This is a genomic window from Amycolatopsis sp. VS8301801F10, assembly GCF_046195355.1.
In the GTDB taxonomy this organism is placed as follows: domain Bacteria; phylum Actinomycetota; class Actinomycetes; order Mycobacteriales; family Pseudonocardiaceae; genus Amycolatopsis.
Genome location: NZ_CP176065.1, coordinates 5889513 through 5912844, shown reverse-complemented (window position 1 = coordinate 5912844; position 23332 = coordinate 5889513). Strand labels below are relative to the sequence as shown.

The 23332-nt window shown below is 71.5% G+C and carries 22 protein-coding genes; 9 read left to right on the top strand and 13 right to left on the bottom strand.

The genetic code is table 11. The features are described from left to right. Nucleotides 1-106: 106 nt before the first annotated feature. A complete protein-coding gene (locus F9C11_RS27850) occupies nucleotides 107-1450 on the top strand; it encodes an MFS transporter (protein WP_409180318.1) in 1344 nt (447 codons plus the stop codon). A 62-nt stretch (nucleotides 1451-1512) separates the two neighbouring features. Here the strand turns inward: F9C11_RS27850 and F9C11_RS27845 are convergent, their stop codons facing one another. The 6 genes from F9C11_RS27845 to F9C11_RS27820 form a co-directional block, all read right to left on the bottom strand. Then, entirely contained in the window at nucleotides 1513-2853 is a 1341-nt protein-coding gene (locus F9C11_RS27845) for an SPFH domain-containing protein (protein ID WP_409186985.1), read from the bottom strand. 116 nt (nucleotides 2854-2969) lie between these two features. Next, complete coding sequence (locus F9C11_RS27840) at nucleotides 2970-3404, bottom strand: NfeD family protein (RefSeq protein WP_409180317.1); 435 nt, start codon at nucleotides 3402-3404, stop codon at nucleotides 2970-2972. A gap of 92 nt (nucleotides 3405-3496) precedes the next feature. Next, nucleotides 3497-4303, bottom strand: a complete 807-nt coding sequence (locus tag F9C11_RS27835) for a DUF3097 domain-containing protein (protein ID WP_409180316.1) — start codon at nucleotides 4301-4303, stop codon at nucleotides 3497-3499. A gap of 257 nt (nucleotides 4304-4560) precedes the next feature. Further along, nucleotides 4561-5436: a phosphotransferase gene (locus F9C11_RS27830; protein ID WP_409180315.1), complete on the bottom strand. Its 876-nt coding sequence runs from the start codon at nucleotides 5434-5436 to the stop codon at nucleotides 4561-4563. Next, nucleotides 5436-6245 (bottom strand): SCO1664 family protein, encoded by an 810-nt coding sequence (locus F9C11_RS27825; RefSeq protein ID WP_409180314.1) that lies wholly within the window; start codon nucleotides 6243-6245, stop codon nucleotides 5436-5438. The genes F9C11_RS27830 and F9C11_RS27825 overlap by 1 nt, the downstream gene beginning before the upstream one ends. A gap of 8 nt (nucleotides 6246-6253) precedes the next feature. Continuing rightward, entirely contained in the window at nucleotides 6254-6829 is a 576-nt protein-coding gene (locus tag F9C11_RS27820; protein ID WP_037359506.1) for a DUF3090 domain-containing protein, read from the bottom strand. A 130-nt stretch (nucleotides 6830-6959) separates the two neighbouring features. Here F9C11_RS27820 and F9C11_RS27815 point away from each other — a divergent pair, with 130 nt between their 5' ends. The 5 genes from F9C11_RS27815 to F9C11_RS27795 are packed head-to-tail and all read left to right on the top strand — an operon-like array spanning nucleotide 6960 to nucleotide 11532. After that, nucleotides 6960-8891 carry a prolyl oligopeptidase family serine peptidase gene (locus tag F9C11_RS27815; protein ID WP_409180313.1) on the top strand — a complete coding sequence of 644 codons (1932 nt, stop codon included), beginning with the start codon at nucleotides 6960-6962 and terminating at the stop codon, nucleotides 8889-8891. Continuing rightward, nucleotides 8888-9787 (top strand): LD-carboxypeptidase, encoded by a 900-nt coding sequence (locus tag F9C11_RS27810; protein WP_409180312.1) that lies wholly within the window; start codon nucleotides 8888-8890, stop codon nucleotides 9785-9787. The genes F9C11_RS27815 and F9C11_RS27810 overlap by 4 nt, the downstream gene beginning before the upstream one ends. A gap of 2 nt (nucleotides 9788-9789) precedes the next feature. Then, complete coding sequence (locus F9C11_RS27805; RefSeq protein ID WP_409180311.1) at nucleotides 9790-10203, top strand: TIGR03668 family PPOX class F420-dependent oxidoreductase; 414 nt, start codon at nucleotides 9790-9792, stop codon at nucleotides 10201-10203. 46 nt (nucleotides 10204-10249) lie between these two features. Further along, complete coding sequence (locus F9C11_RS27800; protein ID WP_409180310.1) at nucleotides 10250-10927, top strand: hypothetical protein; 678 nt, start codon at nucleotides 10250-10252, stop codon at nucleotides 10925-10927. 11 nt (nucleotides 10928-10938) lie between these two features. After that, nucleotides 10939-11532, top strand: coding sequence for a hypothetical protein (locus F9C11_RS27795; RefSeq protein WP_409180309.1), 594 nt, complete (start codon nucleotides 10939-10941; stop codon nucleotides 11530-11532). A gap of 49 nt (nucleotides 11533-11581) precedes the next feature. Here F9C11_RS27795 and F9C11_RS27790 read toward each other — a convergent pair whose 3' ends face one another. Further along, nucleotides 11582-12052, bottom strand: coding sequence for a nuclear transport factor 2 family protein (locus F9C11_RS27790; RefSeq protein WP_409180308.1), 471 nt, complete (start codon nucleotides 12050-12052; stop codon nucleotides 11582-11584). Nucleotides 12053-12236: 184 nt separating this feature from the next. Here F9C11_RS27790 and F9C11_RS27785 point away from each other — a divergent pair, with 184 nt between their 5' ends. Then, nucleotides 12237-13046 carry a hypothetical protein gene (locus F9C11_RS27785; RefSeq protein WP_409180307.1) on the top strand — a complete coding sequence of 270 codons (810 nt, stop codon included), beginning with the start codon at nucleotides 12237-12239 and terminating at the stop codon, nucleotides 13044-13046. A gap of 43 nt (nucleotides 13047-13089) precedes the next feature. Here F9C11_RS27785 and mptB read toward each other — a convergent pair whose 3' ends face one another. The 5 genes from mptB to F9C11_RS27760 all read right to left on the bottom strand — a co-directional run bounded on the left by mptB (nucleotide 13090) and on the right by F9C11_RS27760 (nucleotide 20119). Continuing rightward, complete coding sequence (gene mptB / locus F9C11_RS27780) at nucleotides 13090-14643, bottom strand: polyprenol phosphomannose-dependent alpha 1,6 mannosyltransferase MptB (RefSeq protein WP_409180306.1); 1554 nt, start codon at nucleotides 14641-14643, stop codon at nucleotides 13090-13092. Between the two features lie 90 nt (nucleotides 14644-14733). Next, entirely contained in the window at nucleotides 14734-16386 is a 1653-nt protein-coding gene (gene nikE / locus F9C11_RS27775; RefSeq protein WP_409180305.1) for a nickel ABC transporter ATP-binding protein NikE, read from the bottom strand. Beyond that, nucleotides 16383-17303, bottom strand: a complete 921-nt coding sequence (locus F9C11_RS27770; protein WP_409180304.1) for an ABC transporter permease — start codon at nucleotides 17301-17303, stop codon at nucleotides 16383-16385. Before F9C11_RS27770 ends, nikE begins: the two co-directional genes overlap by 4 nt. Next, entirely contained in the window at nucleotides 17300-18328 is a 1029-nt protein-coding gene (locus tag F9C11_RS27765; protein ID WP_409180303.1) for an ABC transporter permease, read from the bottom strand. The genes F9C11_RS27770 and F9C11_RS27765 overlap by 4 nt, the downstream gene beginning before the upstream one ends. 6 nt (nucleotides 18329-18334) lie before the next feature. Continuing rightward, nucleotides 18335-20119: an ABC transporter substrate-binding protein gene (locus tag F9C11_RS27760; protein WP_409180302.1), complete on the bottom strand. Its 1785-nt coding sequence runs from the start codon at nucleotides 20117-20119 to the stop codon at nucleotides 18335-18337. Nucleotides 20120-20307: 188 nt separating this feature from the next. Between F9C11_RS27760 and F9C11_RS27755 the strand changes: the two genes are divergently transcribed. Then, a complete protein-coding gene (locus F9C11_RS27755) occupies nucleotides 20308-21135 on the top strand; it encodes a M55 family metallopeptidase (protein ID WP_409180301.1) in 828 nt (275 codons plus the stop codon). Further along, nucleotides 21128-22432 (top strand): M20/M25/M40 family metallo-hydrolase, encoded by a 1305-nt coding sequence (locus F9C11_RS27750; RefSeq protein ID WP_409180300.1) that lies wholly within the window; start codon nucleotides 21128-21130, stop codon nucleotides 22430-22432. The genes F9C11_RS27755 and F9C11_RS27750 overlap by 8 nt, the downstream gene beginning before the upstream one ends. 165 nt (nucleotides 22433-22597) lie before the next feature. Here F9C11_RS27750 and F9C11_RS27745 read toward each other — a convergent pair whose 3' ends face one another. Beyond that, nucleotides 22598-23254 (bottom strand): class I SAM-dependent methyltransferase, encoded by a 657-nt coding sequence (locus F9C11_RS27745; protein WP_409180299.1) that lies wholly within the window; start codon nucleotides 23252-23254, stop codon nucleotides 22598-22600. Nucleotides 23255-23332: the final 78 nt, after the last annotated feature.

Genomic DNA, 23332 nt, shown 5'->3' with positions numbered 1-23332 from the left:
GGCGGACGGTCGGAAACAACCCGTCCGGAGCAAGCGTCCGGAATCGTCAAACCGCGGCCCCTCGTACACACTATGGTGTGACGACCGTCACGAGAGGTGCACGACCATGACTCTAGGCGACAACGAGGTCACCCAGTCAGTCCAAGCTTCCTCCGGCGACCGCCGGGTGCAGGTACGCCGGGCGGCCCTGGCCGGTTCGATCGGCACCACCATCGAGTGGTACGACTTCTTCCTCTACAACACCGCCGCGGCGCTGGTCTTCCCCCATCTGTTCTTCCCCGCGTCGTCGTCCTACGCCGGGGTCATGCAGTCGTTCGCGACGTACGCGGTCGGGTTCGCGGCCCGGCCGGTCGGCGCGGCGATCTTCGGCCATTGGGGCGACCGGCTCGGCCGCAAGGCGACGCTCATCGTGACGCTTCTGCTGATGGGCTTGTCCTCGGCGGTGGTCGGGCTGCTGCCCGGGGCGGCGACCATCGGGATCGCGGCCCCGCTGATCCTCGTGCTGCTGCGCCTGGTGCAGGGCATCGCGATCGGCGGCGAGTGGAGCGGATCGGTGCTGCTCGCCATGGAATGGGGCGACCAGCGGCGGCGCGGGCTGCTGGCGAGTTTCGCGCAGGTCGGCGTTCCGGTCGGGCTCGTGCTCGGCACCGGCGGGATGACCCTGCTGTCGGCGACCCTGTCCCCGGACGCGTTTTCCTCGTGGGGCTGGCGGATCCCGTTCCTGCTGAGCCTGGCGCTGGTGGCGATCGGCCTGGTGATCCGGCTGCGGATCCTGGAGACGCCGATGTTCGCCGCGGCGGTCGCGGCCAAGCGCACCTCGAAGGCCCCGGTGAAGGACGTGGTCCGGCGGCATTGGCGGGAAATCCTGCTGTCGGCCGGGTTGCGGTTCAGCGAGCAGATGCCGTTCTACCTGTTCACCAGCTACGTGCTCGTCTACGTCGTGCAGCGGCCGGAGTTCAGCAAGACGTTCGTGCTCAACGCGGTTCTGGTCGGCGCGGCCGCGGAACTGCTGCTGATCCCGCTGTTTTCCCAGCTCTCCGACCGGATCGGGCGCAAACAGGTGTACCTGGCCGGCGCGGTGCTGACCGGGGTGCTCGCGTTCCCGTACTTCACCGTGCTCACCCACAGCGGCCACGCGATGATCTTCCTGGCGATCATCGTCTCGCTGGTCGCGCACTCGATGCAGTACGGCCCGCAGGCGGCGCTGATCGGCGAGAGCTTCCCGACGCACCTGCGCTACGGCGGCGCGGGACTGGGATACCAGCTGGCGTCGGTGTTCGCGGGCGGCCCGGCTCCCCTGCTGGCGACCTGGCTGCTGCACGCCACCGGCACGCCGTATTCGATCTCGATCTACATCGTCGCTTCGGTCGTGGTGACGGTGGTGTGCGTGATCGCGCTGCCGGATCGTTCGAAGGCCGACATCGACGATCTCGCCGTTTACGCTCGCTGACCGCACGAAGAAGGGGCTGCCACACCGGATTCCGGTGTGGCAGCCCCTTTTCCATGGCGTGCTCAGCGCTGCGGCGGCGGTCCGCCCTGGGGTCCGCCGAACGGGCCCTGCTGCGGGAACGGCCCGTTGCCCGGTCCAGGTCCCTGCGGGCCGCCGAACTGCTGCGGCGGCGGGCCCTGGTACGGACCGCCCGGCGGAGGTCCGGCCGGGGGCTGCGGCTGCGGGAGCGACTGCTGCTGGGCGGGCGGCGGCGCGCTGGGCTGCGGGCGCTCCGGCGGCGGGGGCGGTTCCTCTTCCCGCGCCGGCTCGGGGGCCTCCGGCTTGGCCGTCGCGCCGCCGATCGCGCGGCGGGACTCGGCCGAGGCGCCCAGCGGACCCTCGACTTCCTTGCGCGCCACGGCTTCCGCGGCCGCGACGGCTTCGGCGACCTTCGGGTCGCTGCTGGTGTCGAACCAGCTGGCGACCTCCTCGTCCTCGAGTTCCGGCTTGGCGGGAGTGTCGTCCTGCGGCGGCTCGTAGCGGAACACGCCGTCGTCGCCGGGGGCGCCCAGCGCGCGGGCGAAGCCTTCGAGGGCCTTGCCGTAGTCGCTCGGGATCATCCAGACCTTGTTCGCGTCGCCCTGCGCCATCTGCGGCAGGGTCTGCAGGTACTGGTAGGCGAGAACTTCCGGCGTCGGGCGGCCGGCCTTGATCGCGGCGAACACCTTCTCGATCGCCTTCGCCTGGCCTTGCGCCTGCAGGTAGCGGGCGGCCCGTTCACCCTGTGCGCGCAGGATCCGCGACTGCCGTTCCGCTTCCGCGGCGAGGATCGCGGCCTGCTTCTGGCCTTCCGCGGCGAGGATCTGGCTCTGCTTCTGGCCTTCCGCGGTCTTGATCGACGATTCCCGCTGGCCTTCGGCGGTGAGGATCATCGCGCGCTTCTCCCGGTCGGCGCGCATCTGCTTCTCCATCGAGTCCTGGATGGAGGGCGGCGGCTCGATCGCCTTCAGCTCGACGCGGGCGACGCGGATGCCCCAGCGGCCGGTGGCCTCGTCGAGCACGCCGCGCAGCTGGCTGTTGATCGCGTCGCGGGAGGTCAGCGTCTCTTCCAGGCTCATGCCGCCGACCACGTTGCGGAGCGTGGTGGTGGTGAGCTGCTCGACGCCGATGATGTAGTTCGAGATCTCGTAGACCGCCGCGCGCGAGTCGGTGACCTGGAAGTACACCACGGTGTCGATGTTCACCGTCAGGTTGTCCTCGGTGATCACCGGCTGCGGCGGGAACGAGACGACCTGCTCGCGCAGGTCGATCCGCGCGCGCACCTTGTCCAGGAACGGGACGAGGAAGGTCAGGCCGGGCGAAGCGACCGTGCGGAACCGGCCGAGCCGCTCGATCACCGCCGACTGGGCCTGTGGCACCACCATGATCGCCTTGACCACCGTGATGATGACGAACAAAGCCAGCAGTGCGACCACGACGATCGCTATTGTCGACAAGAGCGTTTCCCCTTACCTAGTACCGTTTTTCCTCGGACGGCGCCTCACGAGACGATGTCCACCACGGCCGTGGCGCCGGAGATCTCGACGACCGTGACGCTGGTGCCCGGGGCGATCGGCGGCTGGGATTCGTGCACGGCGCGCGCCGACCACACCTCGCCGCCGATTTTCACCTGGCCGGCATCGTAGTCCACAGTGGACACCACGACGGCCCGGGAGCCGACCAGCGCGTCGATGCCGGTGGGGACGCCCGACCCGGCCAGGAACCGGCGTTTGAGCGCCGGGCGGACGAGGGCGAGCAGCCCGACCGAGCTGACCGCGAACACCGCGACGTCGATGAAGATGTTGCCGGTCAGCGCTTCCGAACCGGCTCCGAGCAGCGCGCCGACGCCGAGCATGATCAGCACGAAGTCCCCGGAGATCACCTCCGCGATCATCAGGACGATGCCGATGATCAGCCAGATCAGAGCCGCTGCCATGCCCTCATGCTCTCAGATCGCGTCGTTTCGCACCGGGCAAACTACTCGACGTGACCGACGCGTGACCTTGGATTTTTCCGGCAAACCGGACACTACGGAGCGTTGTCGCCCGGTTCGGTCACGAAGTCGATGAGCCGTTCGACCGCGCCGATCAGCGGCGTTTCGAGATCGCGGAAGCTGCGCACCCCGGCGAGCACGCGCTGCCACCCCTCGTACGGTTCGCCCCAGCCGAGCGCGTCGCAGACGCCGGTCTTCCATTCGACGCCGCGCGGGATTTCCGGCCAGGCGCGGATGCCGACCGACGCCGGTTTCACCGCCTGCCAGACGTCGATGTACGGGTGGCCGGTGACCAGCACGTGCTCGTCGCGGATCTGCCCGACCAGCCGGGATTCCTTGCTGCCGGCGACGAGGTGGTCGACGAGCACGCCGAGGCGGCGGCCGTGCCCGGTGCCGAACTCGGCGATCCGGCCGGCCAGCACGTCGACGCCGTCGAGCGGTTCCACGACGACGCCCTCGACGCGCAGGTCGTGTCCCCAGACGCGTTCGACCAGTTCGGCGTCGTGCTTGCCCTCGACCCAGATCCGGGAGTCGCGCGCGACCCGCGCCTGCAGCCCCTGCACGCGGACCGAGCCCGACGCCGACACCTGCCGCGCGGGGGCGCCGGCCTTCTTGACCGGCACGAGCGTGACCGGCTTGCCTTCCAGCAGGAACGCGGCGGGCGCGAGCGGGAACACCCGGTGGCGGCCCTTGGCGTCCTCGAGGACGACGTTGCCGTATTCGATCTTCACCACCGCGCCGCAGTAGCCGCTGGCCGGGTCTTCGACCACGAGCCCGGGCTCGGCGGGGACCTCCGGGACCTTCCGCTTGCGGGGGCCGGACAGCACGTCGTGATAGCGCACGGTCGGGCACGTTATCGCCCGCAGCGAGGGTGCGTCCCGCCGCCACGCCGGACGGAGCCGGTCCTCCGGCTGCGCTCCAGCTCCTGGCGTCGGCGGCGTTCGTGGAGGCACCCGTCCGGTCCGCCGGGGCAAGGTGCGCCGCCTCGCTGCTGCGGCTCGGCGTCGGCGTGATCGACCTCTGCTCCGCCCATCGCCGCACCAGGACGTGGAGGTCAAGAAGCGCACAGCGCGGCAGTCGGGCCTGGTGCGGGGCCGGGTCAGCGGGCCAGCCGCAGCACCGCGTCGGTGAACGGCGTCGGCCCGGTGCGGTTCAGCGGGCCCATCGCCACCAGCGGGGCCAGCGCGGCGCACCACGCGCGCACGCGGTCGCCGTCCAGGTGCGGCAGCCGGGCGATCCCGTCCTCGACCGCGCCGCCGCGGGCCATCGGCAGCACCGCCCAGTCGACGGCGTCGAAGGCCGGGTCGCCGACGCACGGGCGCGGGTCGATCGCGACCGCCCCGCGTTCCGGCCCGGCGTCCAGGACGTTGCCCGGGTGCAGGTCGCCGTGCACGAGCGCGATCGGGCCGCTGGCGGCGAGTTTCTCCGACCGGGCCAGGCCGGTGCGCAGCGCTTCGGGCGGCAGGTGGGCTTCGGCCGGGGAGCCGGCGAGGCGCTGCCCGGCGAGGCCGAACATGAACCGGACGCGTTCGAGCTGGGTCGGGAACGGCCCGGCCGCGGGAACGCCGTGCACGTCGGCGAGCAGTTCGCCGATCTGGTCCCAGGGGACGTCGGCGCCGCGCTCGGTGAACGGGTCGCCGGGTTCGAGGCCTTCGAGCAGCACGGCGCCGTGGTCGAGGTCGGCGTCGAGGATCTGCACGACGCGCGACAGCCCGGCCCACGAGCCGAGCGCGGTGGCTTCCGCGGTCGCGATCGCGCGGTCCGGGCAGAGTTTGAGCACCTTCAGCACGCCCTCGCCGTCGCGGCAGAGCAGGGTGCGGCCGGTGTTGCCGGACCGGGCCTCGGTCACGGTGAGGCTCCACTGCCGGCAGAGCCGGTCGACCAGTTCGGGCAGCGCGTCGCACCACGCTTGCGCCGCTGGGCCGAAGCGGTTTACCAGCCGGGCGCGGGCGGCGTCGTCGATCAGGGCCGCCATCAGAACAGCGGCCAGGGGATCGCGCGCCAGTCGTCGCCGGGCTCGGGGAACACCGCCTCGGCGAGCAAGTAGTCGGTGCGCTGCGAGAGCGCCCGGATCTCGAAGGCGGTCAGGTGTTCGCCGAGTTCCGCGCCGAGCCGTCCGTCGAGGTCCGCGCGGAGCTTGCGCAGTTTCTCGACGGCGTCCTCGGGCAGTTCCTCGCCGATCCAGCCCCACAGCACGGTGCGCAGCTTCGGGTCGGTGTGCAGGCAGATGCCGTGGTCCACGCCGTAGACGCGGCCGTCGGTCCCGGCCAGCAGGTGCCCGCCCTTGCGGTCGGTGTTGTTGACGACGATGTCGAGGACCGCGAGTTCGCGCAGGTCCGGGTGGTCGGCGTGGACGAGCACCGCCGGTTCGCCGAGCCGGTCGTGCGCGTGCAGCACGGTGCGCCAGCCGTCGGGGACCTCGTCGGGCGCGCAGACGTCGACCACTTCGGCGTCCTCGTCGGTCTCGACCCACAGCTGCACCATGCCGGGCCCGAACGGGCCGTCGCGCAGCACGGTCGGCGGGATCGCGCCGAGGCCGCAGGCGTCGGAGATCATCGCGGTCGCGACTTCGCGGCCGGCGAGGGTGCCGTCCGGGAAGTCCCACAGCGGCCGCTCCCCCGACACCGGCTTGTACACGACGCGGCCGGTGACGCCGTCGAGTTCGATCGCGCAGAACAGCGTCACGTTGGAGGCGTCGACCAGCCTGCCCTCGACGTCGATGCGGCCGCGGGAGACGAAATCGCGGGCGGCGGGGTCGGCTGGTCCTGGCGCGGTGCTCGCCACGGCCGCCCTCAGTCCTCGGTCACGTCGACGTCGCGCCGGTACCCGTTCTGCCGCGGGCAGATGTGCCCGGCCGGGTCGAGCGGTTCGCCGCACAGCGGGCACGGCTTGCGGCCGGCGTTGACGACGCGGTCGGCGCGTTCGGCGAAGGCGCGGGCGGCGACCGGGGTGAGGAACACGCGGACCGCGTCCGGGCCCTCCTCGGTGTCGTCGAGCACGACCGTCTCGTCGATTTCGCCCTCGGTGATCGCGAGCAGCTCCACGACGACCGCGCCGGAGTCGGCGTCCCAGCCGAGCCCCATCGTGCCGACCCGGAACTCCTCCTCGACGGGCACCGTGAGCGGGTCCACGTCGACCTCGTCGTCGGGGGCGTGGGCGGGCACGTCGGCCCCGAACCGGCTGGCGACCTCCTCCAGGAGCGAGCCGAGCCGCTCGGCGAGGACGACCACCTGCTGTTTTTCGATCGTGACGCTGATCGTCCGCACGTCCTCCGTCGCCTGGAGGTAGAAGGTGCGGTCGCCGGGCTCGCCGACCGTGCCGGCCACGAACCGGTCGGGCTTGCGGAAGACGTGGATTACGCGTGACATAGCGTCTTCGACCCTAGGCCACGGACGCATGATCGGCATCCGCCGCCCCGGGTTCGGGGAAGTTCGCGCGCGATTCCTGCGCGGTGCGTGCGGATCCGGACACGCAGCGGATCCTCGTTAGGCTTCCCGGGTGCCTCGCATCTCTCCTTATGGAACCTGGACCTCTCCCGTCACCGCGGCCGACGCGGCGGCTGCCGGCGGCGGCGCGCAATGGCTCGCCGCGGTCGACGGCGCGCTGTGGTGGGCGGAAGCGCGGCCGGCCGAAGGCGGTCGGGTCGCGCTCGTGCGCGCGCTTCCCGGCGGCGGCGTCGAGGAGGTGCTGCCCGCGCCGTGGAACGTCCGGAACCGGGTGCACGAGTACGGCGGACGGCCGTGGCTCGCGGTCGGCGGCGTCGTGGTGTTCACGCATTGGGCCGATCAGCGGGTGTACGCGCTGAAGGACGGCGAGGTCGCCGCTTTGACGCCGGAACCGGCCACGCCGCAAGGCGTCCGGTACGGCGACCTCCGGCCCGGCCGCGAGGGCGAGGTGTGGGCGGTCCGTGAGCGCAGCACCGGTCCGCGGCGCACCGACATCTCGCGCGAGCTGGTCGCGATCCCGCTGGACGGCTCCGCCGAACGGGTGCTCGTCGAAGGGCACCGGTTCTTCACCGCGCCGCAGCTGTCGCCGGACGGCGCGCACGCCGCGTGGCTCGCCTGGGACCACCCGGCGATGCCGTGGGACGGGACGGAGCTGTTCGTCGCGCCGGTGGCGGCCGACGGTTCGTTCGGCGACGCGCGCGTGCTGGCGGGCGGGCCGAAGGTCGCGGTGTGCCAGGTGGCGTGGGAGACCGCGGACCAGCTGCTCGTGCTCGCCGACCCGGACGGCTGGTGGAACCTGCACCGGGTCGGGCTCGACGGTTCGGCGGTCAATCTCGCGCCGGCGGAACGGGAGCTTGGCGGGCCGATGTGGAAGCTCGGCGCCAGCTGGTTCGCCCCGCTGGGCGGCGGGAAGCACGCGGTCCTCGACTCGGGCAAGCTGGCGATTCTCGACGAGAGCGACGGTTCGGTGACCCGCGTCGACACCGAGCTGACCGTGTGGTCGGCGAGCGGGCTGGTCGCGACGGCGGACGGGATCGCCGGGATCGCGGGCGGGCCGCGGCACGAAAGCGCGGTCGTGGTGCTGGACCCGGGCACCGGGAAGTGGCGCGCGCTCACGCCGCAGCCGGATTCGCTGCCGCCCGCGGAGTACCTGCCGGTGCCGCGGGAGCGCGTGTTCACCGGTCCGGACGGCGCGGCGATCCCGGCGTACGTGTTCCCGCCGACGAACCCGGATTTCGCCGCGCCGGAAGGCGAACTGCCGCCGTACGTGGTGCACGTGCACGGCGGGCCGACCGGGCACAGCGACGAATCGCTCGATCTGGACTTCGCGTATTTCACCAGCCGCGGCATCGGCGTCGTGGCGGTGAACTACGGCGGCTCGACCGGGTACGGGCGGGCGTTCCGGGAGCGGCTGCGGGAACAGTGGGGCGTGGTGGACGTGCGCGACTGCGCGGCGGTCGCCGAAGCCCTGGTGGCGGAAGGGGTCGCGGACCGGGCGCGGCTGGGCATCCGCGGCGGCAGCGCGGGCGGGTTCACCTCGGCCGCGTCGATCACCATGACCCGCACCTACGCGGCGGCGACGGTGAAGTTCCCGATCCTCGACTTCGCCGGCTGGACCGGCGAGGGCGGCGAGACGCACGACTTCGAGTCGCAGTACCTGGTCAGCATGGTCGGCCCGTATCCGGAAGCGGCGGAGCGGTACCGGGAGCGCTCGCCGATGACGCACGTGGGCTCGCTGGCCGGGCCGGTGCTGTTCCTGCAGGGCCTGGAGGACGAGATCTGCCCGCCGGAGCAGGCGGACCGGTTCGTCTCCGAGATCGACGGCAGCGGGATCCCGCACGCGTACCTGCGGTTCGAGGGCGAGCAGCACGGGTTCCGGAAGGCGGAGACCATCGTCGCCGCGCTGGAGGCGGAACTTTCCTTCTACGGCCAGGTGTTCGGCTTCGAGACGCCGGACGTGCCGCGGCTGGAGCTGTCCCGGTGAGGCCCGCGAGACTCGCTGCCGGCGACACGGTCGCGCTCGTCGCGCCGTCCGGGCCGGTGCCGCAGGATCTGCTGGACGCCGCGCTGCCGGTGCTGCGCGGCTGGGGCGTGAAGGTGCGGATCGGCGCGGGAGTGCGGGCTTCGGGCGGGTCCTACCTGTCCGCGCCGGACCAGGCGCGGGCGGCGGAGTTCACCGAGGCGTGGCTGGACCCGGAGGTCCGGTGCGTGCTGGCCGCGCGCGGCGGCTACGGCGCGCAGCGGATGCTCGATCTGGTGGACTGGGCGGCGTTGCGGGCCGCCGGGCCGAAGGTGCTGGCCGGGTCGAGCGACGTGACCGCGCTGCACCGGGCCGTGCAGACCCATCTGGATCTCGCGACGCTGCTTTCGCCGATGCCGGCGAGCGTGCTGTTCGACGAAGCCGCGTCGGAGCACTTGCGGCGGACGTTGTTCGAGCCGGACCACACGCGGGTGCTGCGGGCGCGGGAGCCGGACGTGGTGGTGCCCGGCCGTGCGCTGGGCGTGCTGGCGGGCGGGAACCTGTCGCTGCTCGCGTCCGGGATCGGCACGGCCGAGCAAGGGTCCGCGCGCGGCGGGATCGTGCTGCTGGAGGACGTGACCGAGAGCCCGTACCGGATCGACCGGATGGTGACGCAGCTGCTGCGGTCGGGCTGGTTCGACGGCGTGCGCGGGGTGGTGCTGGGTTCGTGGGCCGCGTGCGGCGATCCGGCGGAGGTCCGCGAACTGCTGGCGGAACGGTTGTCGCCGCTGGGGGTTCCGGTGCTGAGCGGGTTCGGCTTCGGGCACGTGGCGGGTTCGCCGACGCTGCCGCTGGGCGTTTCGGCCTCGCTCGACACCGAACTGGGCACGCTGACCCTCGACTCCCCCGCGCTGGACTGAGCATGCGACTGTCCACTGTGGAGGCCCGGGCGCGGTTCGCGGCCGCGCGGGTGGCTCGGCTGGCCACAGTGGACAGTCGCGGGGCACCGCATCTGGTGCCGGTGACGTTCGCGGTGCGCGCCGACACAGTGGTGTTCGCGGTCGACCACAAATCGAAGAGCACCACGTCGCTGCGGCGCCTGGCGAACATCGCGGAGAACCCGGCGGTGTCGTTCCTGGCCGACGAGTACGACGAGGACTGGTCGCGGTTGTGGTGGGCCCGCGCGGACGGGGTCGCGAGGGTGGTCTCTGACGCTTCGCGGGACTCGTACGTCGAGTGGTTGACGGAGAAGTACCCGCAGTACGCGGAGCGGCCGCCGGAGCACGCGGTGGTGGTCACCGAGGTGCGGACCTGGCGGGGCTGGGCGGGTTCGTAACGCTGGACCGGACTACGGCGATCTTTCTCCCGAAATGGGGAGGATCATGCGTATTCCGCTTGCGGTGACCGGTCTTGTCCTGCTGCTCGCGGGGTGCGCCGCGGAAGCTCCGGCAGCGGCTCCGGGTTCTGCGCCGCCGTCGAGTTCGGCGCCGGCCTCCAGCTCGGCTTCGGCTTCGGCTTCCTCGGCTCCGGTCGCCAAGGACCTCACCAAGTACCTGCCGAGCGAGGAGCAGCTCTCCGCGGCCGGCGCCCGGCGGCAGCGGGATCGCCTGCCGTATGTAGTGGGCGCCAACACTCCGCTGCGCATCGTGCGGGCGTGCGATGCGGACCAGCCGTGGGATTCGGCCGCGTACAACGGCGCGCAGGCGATCTCGGTGACCGACAAGGCGCAGGTCCAGCAGCTGCTCGCCCAGTACCAGGGCTACTCCGGCGAGCAGGTGGTCTCCGGCCTCGGCAAGGCGCTCGACTGCGGGAAGGCCGTGGTCGAGGGCGAGCAGCTGGCCGTGAAGACGCGGTTTTCGGTCCCCGGCGTCGCCGACCCGCAACTCGGGTTCTGCGGCCAGTTCCGTGCGGTCCGGGTGGCCGGGTGCGTCCTGGTGCTCGCCCACGGGGACCGCGCTCTCGCGGTCACGTCGATCGGCTGGCGCGCGAACGCGGCGGAACATCAGGCCGAGCTGAAACGGCTGGCGCCGACCTTCGCCGCGGCGTTCGACCAGGAGTGACCGGGGCGGGCGTGCGGAAGGGGATTTCGCTGCTGGCGGGGCTGGTGCTGTGCCTCGCGGGTTGCGCGAGCAGGACAGCGCCCGCGTCGTCCTCGGCGGACGACTTGACCCGGTATCTGCCGGACGAAAAGCAGTTGCGCGACGCGGGCGCCCGGCAGAAGGAAGCTCCTTCCTCCTTCTCCGGCATCTGGATCACCCCGTTGCACGTCGTGTCGTCGTGCGAGGGCAAGGATCCGTGGGAAGCCGCTCTGCGAATCCACGCGCAGGCGAGCGCCGTCGCCGGGGAGCTGAACGTCTGGGCGCTGGCGGCCGAGTACGTGGGCTACTCCGGCGAGCAGATGGTCGCCGTCCTCGACGGAGCGCTGGGCTGCGGCGAGAACGCCTCCTCGAGCACGCGGTTCTCCGTTCCGGGCCTCGCCGACCGGCAACTCGGGTTCTGCCGCCGGTTTTGGGAGCCGAGGTTGTCCGCCTGCGTCCTGGTGCTCGCCCGCGGCGACCGGCTGCTCGCGGTGCGGATCGACAGCACCAGCGTGGAATCGGCACCGCTGCAGGCCAAGCTGCGGCAGCTGGCTCCCACCTTCGCCGCGGCGTTCGACCGGGCTTGACGAGCGCGAAACGGAGCCAGGCGGCCCGGGAGGCGCCCGAGCACCGAGTTCAGCGGGTCTGCGCCAGATCTCCGAAGTACCCGGTCCGCCAGAGGATCCGGGTGCGGACCTCGGTGATCCGCCAGCCGTCGCCGGTCTGGCGCAGGTCGGCCGTGACCACGCCGCCCGCGGTGAACGCGCGGTCTTCCATCCGCACGGTGACCGGGCGGTCTTTCCACAGGTGGATCGCGACGAGGTTCGCGCGGACCTCGGCGGTGGCGCCGTCGAGGTCGACGTCGTGGCCGGTGAGCAGGTGCTGGCTCGCCTCGAAGCGGGCGAAGCTGCGGGCGTGGCTGTCGGCGATGTCGGCCGGGCCGGACAGTTCGGCGCCGTTGGGGCGGACGATCTTCCCGTCCGGCGCGAAGACGCGGCGGAAGCGCGGGGCGTCGAACTGCCGCTCGTCGACCGCGCGGTAGTAGCTGTTGACGGTGCGGATGATCCGGGACGTGGCGAGCAAGGCGTCGAGTTCGTGGTCCTGCACCGGCTTCTCCCCTCGGCTGTCTTGGTTCATCGTCTCGTGCCGGGGCGGTGTGACAGTCCCGCCGTGCCCGGGCGGCGCTTGACCGGGTTCGGCAAGACTCTTACCTTTGACCTGCCAGACATCGGATGTACTGCGCCGCCGGCCGATGTGCCCCTTTCGTTCCTGACTGAAAGGACACTTCCCGATGCCGGAATCACCGGGTTTTCCGCGCCGTGCGGCGCTGCGCGCGATTGCCGGGTCGGCGCTCGCCGTCCCGTTCCTGTCCGGTCCGCTGGCCCGGTTCGCCGCGGCCGCGAGTCCGTTGTGGCATCCCGATCCGGCGAAGGACGGGCTGAAGGCGTTCGAGGGGGTCGAGGCCGATCGCGGCGGGCTGCATCCGGACCGGAAGTACGTGGTGGTGGAGGGGAATCACTACCGCTTCGCCATCTGGCGCGACGACCGCGACACCACCGGCGGCGGTGACCGGCAGCGGACCGAGACGAAGGGCATGGTGCGGGACGGTTCCGCGCTGAAGATGCGCGACGGCGAGACGTGGACGCTGTCCTACGAGATGTTCATCCCGGCGAGCCTGCACGGGACGAGCCGGTTCACGCACATTTTCCAGACGAAGACCCCGGCGACGAACGCCGGTCCGTGGGTGACGCTCGATCTGGTCCGCGACGGCGGCACCGAGATGATTTCCGCTCGCGCCTACGCGAATCCGGGTTCGCCGTCGATCGCGGCGGCGAAGCTGGCTCCGTTGCGGGAGAAGTGGATCACGGTCGAGTGGACGCTCACTCCGGGCGACGCGGGCGCGGCGGCGTGCGTGATCCGCAGCGGCGCGGGTGCGGGTGCGCCGATCGCCGCGCAGGGCCGCAAGACCGGGGTGAAGCTGCCGGACCAGGGCGACTACGTGCGGCCGAAGTGGGGCATCTACCGGTCGGTGGAGAGCGATCCGGCGGACATCCTCGACACGTACCTGCTGTTCCGGAATTTCCGCGCGGACCGAAGGTAGCCCCGGCGAGCGGTGGTCCCGGCGCGGCGCCGGGACCACCGGCTCAGGAGGATTTGGCGGGGAGGAATTCCTCGTCCTTCGGCTTCTTCCGCCACGCCGCGACGAGGCCGAGCGGGTCGGGGCGCAGCAGGGACGCGGCGGCGTAGAGGCTGACCACGACGACGATCGCGATGAACCACCAGTCGTAGAGCGCCTGCTCCCCCGTCGGGTAGTACACGAGCGTCACGAACACCGAGATCGCCACGATCGCCGACAGGTTGCGCCGTTCCCACGGGAACGCGGAGATCAGCACGAAGCCCCAGGTGAGATACCACGGCAGGGTGGGCGGCATGAGGATCGCGACGGCGAGCAGGGTGATCGCGGCGCGGTAGACGGCTTCCTTGCCGCCGCCGCGGGCGAGCCACCACTGCCGGACGCCGAACACGACGAGGCCGACCATCGCGATGGCGCGGGCGACGGTGACGAACGGCGAGGGCTGGACGTTGGCGATGAGGTGGACGAGGTTGTAGACGGCCTCGCCGATGCCGCTGGGGAAGTTCAGCCAGTTCGTGATGAGCTGCGGGGCCTTGAGGCCGGACCACCAGCCGAGGTTGAGCGAGCCGAGCGAGACCCAGGTGCCGACGACGAACACCGGCAGGAACAGCCCGACCGCGGCGGCCCCGGCCTTGAAGAAGTTCCTCGTCTTCGACGGGCCGGCCATGTCCGCGGCCCACATCCACACCATGAACGGCAGCGCGACGGCGGCGGTCGGCTTGATCAGCATGCCGATGGTGACGAGCACGACCGCGACGACGTGCTTGCGCTCGAGCGCGGCGAGCATCCCGATGGTGAGGAAGCCGAGCATCATCAGGTCGTTGTGCGGGCCGCCGAAGAGGTGGATGACCATCATCGGGCTGGCGACCGCGACCCACAGCGCGACCGGGAGCTTCCCGCCGAGGTGCTTGACGAGCCGGGGCAGCGCCCACAGCGTCATGCCGAGCCCGACGAGCAGCACGAGCCGGGTGAGGATGACCCCGGCGATCATGTGGTCCTGGGTGAGCGCGACGATGCCCTTGGAGATCAGCAGGAACAGCGGCCCGTACGGGGCGGGCGTGGTCTGCCACAGCGGGTGCACGTTCTGCACGACGTTGGGCAGCACGGCCAGTTCGGCGGGGCCGTTGGCGTACGGGTCGAGCCCGTAGAGCAGCTGCGCGCCCTGGCCGAGGTAGGAGAAGACGTCGCGGGTGAACAGCGGCGGCGACACGAGCAGCGGCGCCATCCAGCACAGCGCGGCGATGAGGATCGGCTTGCTGCCGATGCGCCCGGCGAGCGCGTAGCGGCCGAGCCGGACCCACGCCCACACGACGAGCGCGAAGCCGGTGTAGAGCAGCGCGTTGGCGAGCGCCCGGCCGTGGCCGTAGCGGATCCACGAGAGCGGGCCGTGGCCGAGGACGGGGTCGCGGATGAGGATGCCGCCGGCGCCGAGCGCGGCGAGCATGAGGAGGGCGCTGCCGACCGTGCCCATCGCGATGGTCCGGTACGGGAAGCGCGAGGGCGTCAGGAATTGCCGGTCGAGGCTTCCGGCGTTCGGCTGCGCGTCGTCGATGGTAGTGGCCATTTCGATCCAGAAGATTACCGGGTGCAGTCGTCCGGCCCCGCACGGGCTCCGGGCGCGCCCGGTTCGGCGCGCGCCCGGAACGGGCCGCGGTCAGCGGTCGGCCGCGGTCCGCTGCGCGGTGCCCCCGGGGAGCGCCGCGAGCAGCGACTTCGTGTACTCGTGCCGCGGGTCGAGCAGGACTTGTTCGACGGTACCGGTCTCGACGAGTTCGCCGCGGTACATCACCGCGACGCGGTCGGCGATGTTCCAGGCCAGGCCGAGGTCGTGGGTGATGACGAGCGCGGAGAGGCCGAGCCGGCGGCGCAGCCGGAGCAGCAGCGCGAGGATTTCGCCGCGCACGGACGCGTCGAGGGAGGCCACCGGTTCGTCGGCGAGCAGCAGCGCCGGTTCAAGCGCGAGGGCTCCGGCGATGACGACGCGCTGGCGCTGGCCGCCGGACAGCTCGTGCGGGAGCCGGTCGAGGTATTTCCCCGGCGGGCGCAGTTCGGCGGATTCGAGCGCCTTGAGCACGATGTCGCGTTCGTCCGGCAGGCCGTGGATGCGCGGGCCTTCGGCGACCGCCTCGTACACCGTGTGGGCCGGGTTCAGCGCGCTCGTCGGGTCTTGGAGCACGAGCTGGACTTCCCGCCGGTACGCGCGCAGCCCGGCCCCGCCCGAGGGCACCGGCTTGCCCGCGTAGCGGACCGTGCCGGAATCGGGTTTCTGCAGGCCGAGCAGCGTGCGGGCGAGGGTGGTCTTGCCGGAGCCGGACTGGCCGACCAGCGCGACGATCTCGTCCCGGCGGACCTGCAGGTCCACCCCGTTGACGGCGTGGATCCGCTGGCCCTTGCGGTCCCGGAACGTGACGTGCAGGTTCTCGGCGGCGAGCAGCGGCGCGTCGTCGGAGCTGGCGCGTTCCTCCGGTTCCGGCGGCAGCGGCGTCGCGGTGGCCGGGGCGTAGCGCGAGGCCGGGTCGCCGACGGTCGGGAACGCCGCGGCGAGCGCTTTGCTGTGTTCGTGCTGGGGCGAGGACATCAGCTCGGCGCTGGGCCGTTGTTCGACGAGTTCGCCGTCGTACATCACCGCGATGCGTTCGCAGGTGGCGGCGAGCACGGACAGGTCGTGGCTGATCATGATCAGCCCGATGCCGCGTTCGGCGACCAGTTTCGACAGCACCGACAGCACCTGGGCCTGCACGATGACGTCGAGCGCGGTGGTCGGTTCGTCGGCGATCACCAGCCGCGGTTCGCAGGCCAGCGCCATCGCGATCATCACGCGCTGTTTCTGGCCGCCGGACAGTTCGTGCGGGTAGGCGCTCGCCCGCGAGCGGGGCAGGTCGACCTGTTCGAGCAGTTCCGTGACCCGGGCCCGCACCTGCGTTTCGGACAGGGCTTTGCCCTCGGGCGCGTGCAGCCGGATCGGTTCGGCGATCTGCTCGCCGACGCGGCGGACCGGGTTGAGCGCGTGCATCGCGCCCTGGAACACGACCGACGCCTCGGCCCAGCGGACCGCGCGCAGCCGTCCCCAGCGCATGTCGCCGACGTTCTCGCCGTCGAGCAGGATCTCGCCGGTGATCTTCGCGCTGCGCGGCAGGAGCCGGAGCACGCTCATCGCGACGGTGGACTTGCCGGAGCCGGACTCCCCCGCGACGCCGAGGGTGCCGCCCGCGTCGAGGCGGAGGTCGACGCCGCGGACCGCGGGGACGTCGCCGCCGCCGGTGCGGTAGGTGACGCCGAGGTTTTTCAGTTCGAGCAGCGCGGTCACGAGTGCCGTCCTTTGAGCCGCGGGTTCAGCACGGTTTCGAGGCCGCGGCCGACGAGGGTGAACATCAGGACGACGGCCACGATCGCGAGGCCCGGCGGAAGCAGGTTCCACCAGGCGCCGCGGGTGACCGCGCCGTTGTTGAGCGCGGTTTCGAGCATGCCGCCCCAGGAGATCGCGGTGGGGTCGCCGACGCCGAGGAACGACAGGGTGGCGTCGGCGATCACCGCGTTGCCGACCACGAGGGTGGTGTTGGCGAGCACGAGCGGGGCGACGCCGGGCAGCACGTGTTTCGCGATGACGTGCAGGTGGCCGCCGCCGAGCGCGCGGGCGCGTTCGATGTAGGGGCGGCTTTCGATGGTGAGGGTCTGGGCGCGGACCAGCCGGGCGGTGCTCGGCCATGCGGTGACGCCGATGGCGAGCACGATGGTCCAGATCCCGCGCGGCAGCACGGCCGACAGCGCGATCGCCAGCACCAGCGACGGCAGCACCAGGAAGAAGTCGGTGAACCGCAGCAGGACCGCCGACACCCAGCCGCCGAAGTGCGCGGCGGCGATCCCGATCAGGGTGCCGATGAACACGCTGAGCACGGTGGCGCAGAACCCGACGAGCAGCGAGATCCTGGTGCCCCACAACGTCATCAGCAGCACCGAGCGGCCGTCGACGTCGGTGCCGAGCCAGAACCGGCCGTCCGGCGGGCTGAGCGGTGTGCCGGTGACGCGGGTGACGTCGAGCCCGCTCGGGTCGCTGATCAGCGGCAGCGCCAGGGCGAGCAGCACGGTGAGCGCGAGCAGGAAAAGCCCGGCGAGCGCGGCTTTCTGCGTGGCGAACTCGTGCCAGGTGCGGGCGATTCCGGCGCGGCGGCGGCGCCACGCGATCGCGCGGGCGCTTTCGGCGGCGGTGGCCGCGGGGGTTGTCATGCGGTACGCACCCTCGGGTCGAGCACGCGGTAGAGCAGCTCCGCGAACAGGTTCATCAGGACGACGGCGCCGGCGAGGACGACGAAGACCCCTTGCAGCACCGGGAGATCCGGGCCGTGCAGCGCGTCGTAGGTGAGCTGGCCGAGTCCGGGCCAGCTGAACACCGCTTCGACGGTGACCGCGCCGGCGACCACCATGCCGAACTGCATGAAGATCAGCGTCACGGTGGGCAGCAGCGCGTTCGGGACGGCGTGCCGCCTCCGGACGAGGTCGTCGCGCAGGCCTTTCGCGCGGGCGGTGGTGAGGTAGTCGGCGTTCATCTCCCCCAGCAGCGACGAGCGCATCACCAGCATGTACTGCGCGTAGAACACCGCGAGCAGCGTCAGGCACGGCAGGAACAGGTGGTGCAGCACGTCGAGGCTCTGGGCGAAGAACCCCGGCCCGGCGTCGGGCGAGTGCATGCCGCGGCTGGGGAACAGCCCGTTGGTGGCGACGAGCAGCAGCAGGCCGAGCCAGAACTGCGGGACCGACCATAAGGTCAGCGCGATCCCGGTCTGCGCGCGGTCGAAGAAGCTGTCGCGCTTCCACGCCGCGCGGACGCCGAGCCACAGCCCGAGCGCGACGGCCAGGATCGTCGCGCTGCCGACGAGCAGCACGGTCGGCCACAGCCGTTCGCCGATCATGTCCAGCACCGGGCGGCGCTCGATGTAGGACTCGCCGAAGTCGCCTTGGAAGAGGCCGGCGAAGTAGTTGCCGAACTGCGCGAGGACGGGCTTGTCGATGCCGAGCCGTTCGCGCAGCTCGGCGATCTGGCCGGGGTCGGTGGGCCGTTCGCGGGCCATGAACGCGACCGGGTCGCCGGGCAGCAGCCGGAAGAGGAAGAACCCGAGGACGATCACCAGGAACACGCTGCCTGCGGCTTCGGCGATCTTCGTGAGGACGAACCGGAGGGTCCCGGTCCCGCCTCGGTGCTCGTCGGGGTCGGCGAGCACCGAGGCCTGGTCGGGCGCGAGGGCTTGGCTCACGTTCTCCTACTCCCGGTCGTCGGCGGACTTGCCGCGGCGGGACAGCGCGATGCCGCCGCCCACGAGCACGACGAGCACCACCGCGCCGACGACGATCCACACGACCGGGCTGGAGCCGCTGTCCGACGAAGCGGCCGACGCGTCGGCGGGTACCGCGCCGTAGACGCCCCAGTAGGCGGTCTGCTCGAGGATCGAGCCCTCGGGCTGCGGCTGCTTGCCGAAGGAGGAGAACTTGTCGGAGCGGTAAGCCTCGAGCACGTTGTCGTAGTCGTAGACGACGTTCACCGCCTGGCTGTACAGCCGCGCCTGGGCCTGCTTGACGTAGCCGGCGCGGACGGCCGGGTCGGTTTCGGCGAGCTGCTTGGCGTAGAGCGCGTCGTACTGCGGGTCGCAGAAGAACGTGTCGGTGGTGCCGCCCTTGCCCTGGGCGTTCGGCCGCGCGGCGCAGGTGTGCAGGGCGAGCGAGTAGTCCGGGTCCGGGTTGTTCGCGTAGCCGGAGATCGCGAGGTCGTAGTTGCCCGCGTTGGTGCGGTCGTTCAGCTCGTCGTCGGAGACGAGTTCCTGTTTCACCGAGATGCCGATGTCGTGCAGCCAGCCGGTGAGGTACTGGGCGAGCCGCTGGTCGCCGGCGCGGTTCGCGTGCCCGGTGAGGCGCAGTTCGAGGCGCGCGCCGCCGGGCGCGGTGCGGATGCCGTCCTGGCCCTTCGGGTAGCCGGCCGCGTCGAGCGCGGCGTTGGCGGCGGCGAGGTCGAACTTGCGCGCCTCCCCCGGGGCCGGATCCCAGTGGTAGGTCGAATAGATCGGCGGGATCACGCCGCCGCCGGGCTGGGCGTAGCCGCCGGCGACCTTGTCCACGATGGTCTTGATGTCGATCGACTGCGCGATCGCCTGGCGCACCCGGATGTCCTTGAGCACCGGGTTGCCGTTGCCGATCGGCTTGTTTTCCGAGTTCTGGACGCCGAAGTTGAGGTTGAGCGCGTTGTAGCGGCGGCCGGGAGCCTTGTTCAGCTCGATGTTCGGCTGGCCCTTGAGCGCGTCGAACTGGATCGGGGTGAGCCGGTTGATGACGTCGACCTCGCCCTGTTTGAGGGCGTTCACCGCGGCCTCGACGTCCTTGAACACCAGCAGCTGCAGTTCGTCGACCTTCGGCGCGCCGCGCCAGTAGTTCTTGTTGGCCTTGAACTTGACGTACTCGTTCTGCTTGTACTCGGTGATCTGGAACGGCCCGTCGTCGACGCCGACGACCGGGATCGTGTCGGTCTTCGGGTCATTGAGGTCCTTGATCTGCGACCACACGTGCTCGGGCACGATCGGGACGTCCAGCAGCGTCATCGACGACTGCACCGTCTTGGTCTTGATCACCAGCGTGCGGTCGTCCGGCGCGTTCACCGACTCGAAGCTCGCGACGTAGTTGCCGTTCGCGGTGCGCGCGGTGGAGTCGGTGAGCATCCGGTTGAAGGTGAACGCGGCGTCCTTCGCGGTGACCGGCTGCCCGTCGGACCACTTCGCGCCCTGGCGGATCTTGAACGTCCAGGTCAGCTTGTCCGGCGACGTCGTCCACGATTCGGCGAGCGCCGGGGCGGCCTCGGCCTTGTCCTGCGACGGGATCGTCAGGAACTCGTAGACGAACCGGCCGACCTGGGTCGACGCGGCGAGCCCGGCGGTGAACGGGTTCAAGTGGTCGATACCAGTGGTCAGCGCGACCCGCAGCACCTTCGGCTGCCCCTGCTGCTGTGCCGGCTGCGCCGCGGCGGTGCCCGCGAGCGGCAGAATCGCCAGCGTTCCCGCCATCGCGACACCGAAAACGCGGCGCAACCCGTGCCGCTTGTGCTTATTTCGCACTTGAGAACCACCCCATCGTCAATCCCCGACCCCAGAGACGAAAAGTAACCACATACGGCGGGAAGCGCGCAATATGTGACGGCGCCGCTGCGTGTCCGATCGTTATGGTCGCGGCGGGGATCACTAGAGTGCCCGGCATGCGGATCCTGATCTCGGCCGACATGGAAGGCGCCACGGGGGTCACCTGGACCGACGACGTCGTGCCCGGGAGCCCGCAGTGGCAGCGGTTCCGGGGCCTGTTCACCGGCGACGTCAACGCGGTGCTGGCCGGCCTGTACGCGGCGGGCGCGACCGACGTGCTCGTCAACGAGGCGCACTCGTCGCAGCGCAACCTGCTGCTGGAAGACCTCGACGAGCGCGCGCGGATGCTGACCGGGCGGCACAAGCCGCTGTCGATGATGCAGGGCATCGATTCCGGTGTGGACGGTGTGGTGTTCCTCGGCTACCACGCCGGGGCCGGGTTCGACGGCGTCCTGTCCCACACGTATCTGGAGAACCAGATCACCGGAGTGTGGCTGGACGACGTGCCGGCGAGCGAGGGCAGGCTGAACGCGGCGATGGCCGGCGAGTACGGCGTGCCGGTGCTGCTGGTCAGCGGCGACGACCAGACCTGCGAGGACGCGCGCGACTACGCGCCGGACGCGGAACTGGTGCAGGTCAAGGAATGCGTGAGCCGGTACGCGGCGATCTGCCTGCCGCCCGCGCGCACCGCGCGGCTGCTGGAAACCGGTGCGCGGGAGGCGATGGCGCGGGCCGGGCGGACCGAGCGGACGCCGGGGCGGCACCGGATCGAGGTCGAGTTCGACGCGAGCCATCTGGCGCAGGCGACCGCGGTGATCCCGACCGTGGAGCAGACCGGGACGCGCCGCGTCGCGTTCGAGGCGCCGAGCATGACCGAGGCGATGAAGGCGTTCAAGGTGGTCACGGCCATCGCGGCAGGGGCGGTGCAAGGCATTTATGGCTGAGGTCGACGTTGTTTCGCTGTGCGCGGACCTGATCCGGTTCGACACCACCAACTACGGCGGCGGGGAGGCCGCGGGCGAACGGCTCGCGGCGGAGTACGTCGCCGAATTCCTTGACCGGCACGGGGTTCCGGCGCGGATTCTGGAGCCCGAGCTGCAGCGGTCGAACGTCGTCGCGCGGATCCCGGGGACCGATCCGACGCTGCCCGCGCTGCTCGTGCAGGGGCATCTGGACGTGGTGCCCGCCCGCGCCGCCGACTGGTCTGTACCGCCGTTTTCCGGCGAGGTGCGCGACGGGTTCCTGTGGGGCCGCGGCGCGGTCGACATGAAGGATTTCTGCGCGATGGTGCTGGCCGCCGTCGCCTCCGGGCTGACGCCGCGGCGGGATCTCGTGCTGGCGTTCGTCGCCGACGAGGAGGACCGCGGCGACTACGGCGCGCACTGGCTGGTCAAGGAGCACGCGGACCTGTTCGAGGGCTGCGCGGCGGCGATCAGCGAGTCCGGCGGGTACAGCTATCACGTGTCCGCGGCGGACGGCCGGAAGGTGCGGCTGTATCCGGTCGCCACTGCCGAGCGCGGCACCGCGCACCTGCGGCTCACCGCGCACGGGCGCGCCGGGCACGGGTCGCGGCCTAATGCGGAGAACGCGGTCGTGCGGCTGGTCGGGGCGCTGCAGCGGATCGCGGACCACCGCTGGCCGGTGCAGCTGACGCCGACCGTGCGGGCGTTCCTGGAACGGACCGGCGCGGCTTTGGGCGTGCCGGTGGACCTGTCGTCGGGCGAGGCGGTCGACGAAACCGTGGCGCGGCTGGGAGCCGCCGGGTCGCTGGTGGCGCCGACGGTGCGCAACAGCACCACGCCGACGATGCTCGACGCCGGGTACAAGGTGAACGTGATCCCGTCGACGGCGACCGCGCAGGTCGACGTCCGGGTGCTGCCGGGGACCGAGGACGAGCTGTTCGCGGTGGTGGATTCGTTGCTGGGCGAGGGCGTCGCGCGGGAATTCGTGGCGCATCAGCCGCCGGTGCAGGCTCCGGTCGATTCGCCGTGGTTCGAGGCGATGGCCGGCGCGCTGCGGGCGGAGGACCCGGAGGCGGTCGTGGTGCCCTACTGCATGGGCGGCGGGACGGACGCGAAAGCGTTCACGCAGCTGGGGATGGCGTGCTACGGCTTCGCTCCCCTGGCGCTGCCGGAGGGCTTCCCGTACCGGGCGATGGCGCACGGCGTGGACGAGCGGGTGCCGGTGGACGGGCTGCGGTTCGGGACGCGGGTGCTGACGCGGTTCCTGGAGTCTTGCTGAGGGTTCCGGCGTGGCCTCGCGTCCGGTTCGGCGCCGGACGCGAGGCTGGCCTTTCTTTTGTGGTTGCGCCGCCGCGGTTTCGCCGCTTCGGTGTCCACAATGGACAGTTCGGCGGCGCGGTGCGCGATTGCCGGTCGCGGCTCTTCGCGGGACTGTCCGGTGCCGTCAGCGGGTGAACTCCGCCCACCAGCGGCTGTCGTCGCGGACGCGCTCCAGCGAGGTCAGGGTGACGCCGTCGCGGGCGAAGGACTCGACTTCGGCTTTGCCGAGCGGCCACGGCGGGCCCTCCCAGCTGTCGAGGTCGATGCTTTCCTCGGCGACCGCGCCGACGACGAGCGTTCCGCCCGGCGCGACGAATCCGGACACCGAGGCGATCGCGGGGTCGTGGACGTCCTTGGGCATCGACTGGACGGTCATGATCTCCACGACCAGGTCGAAGGCGTAGTGGAATTCCGCGGGCGGGGCGAGCAGGTCCGCGGTGCGGTAGGAGACGGCGGTGTCCGGGAAGCGGTTGAGCACGGCCTTGATCGCGCTGGGCGAGACGTCGAAGGCGGAGGTCTCGTATCCGGCGGCGGCGAGGAGTTCGGCGTCGTCGGCCATTCCGCAGCCGACGACGAGCGCGCGGCGTCCGTTGCCGGGACGGCCGTCGAGCCAGGCGGCGAGTTCCGGCGAGGGCTCGCCGCGGTACCACGGCAGGACGGCTTCGCCCGCTTCCGCCGCGGCGTAGAGGGGCTCGAACCACCCGGTGGGGTCGCCGTGGGCGAGGGCGAGTCCGGCCCGGCGGCGGGCGTCCTCGTCGGGATCGATGGCGTCGTCTGGCATGGGGTCCGTTATACCCGCCGGGCCGCGGGGCCGGTGCGTTCGCGGCGCCGAGCCCTGCGGCCGTCGCTTCGGCCAGCC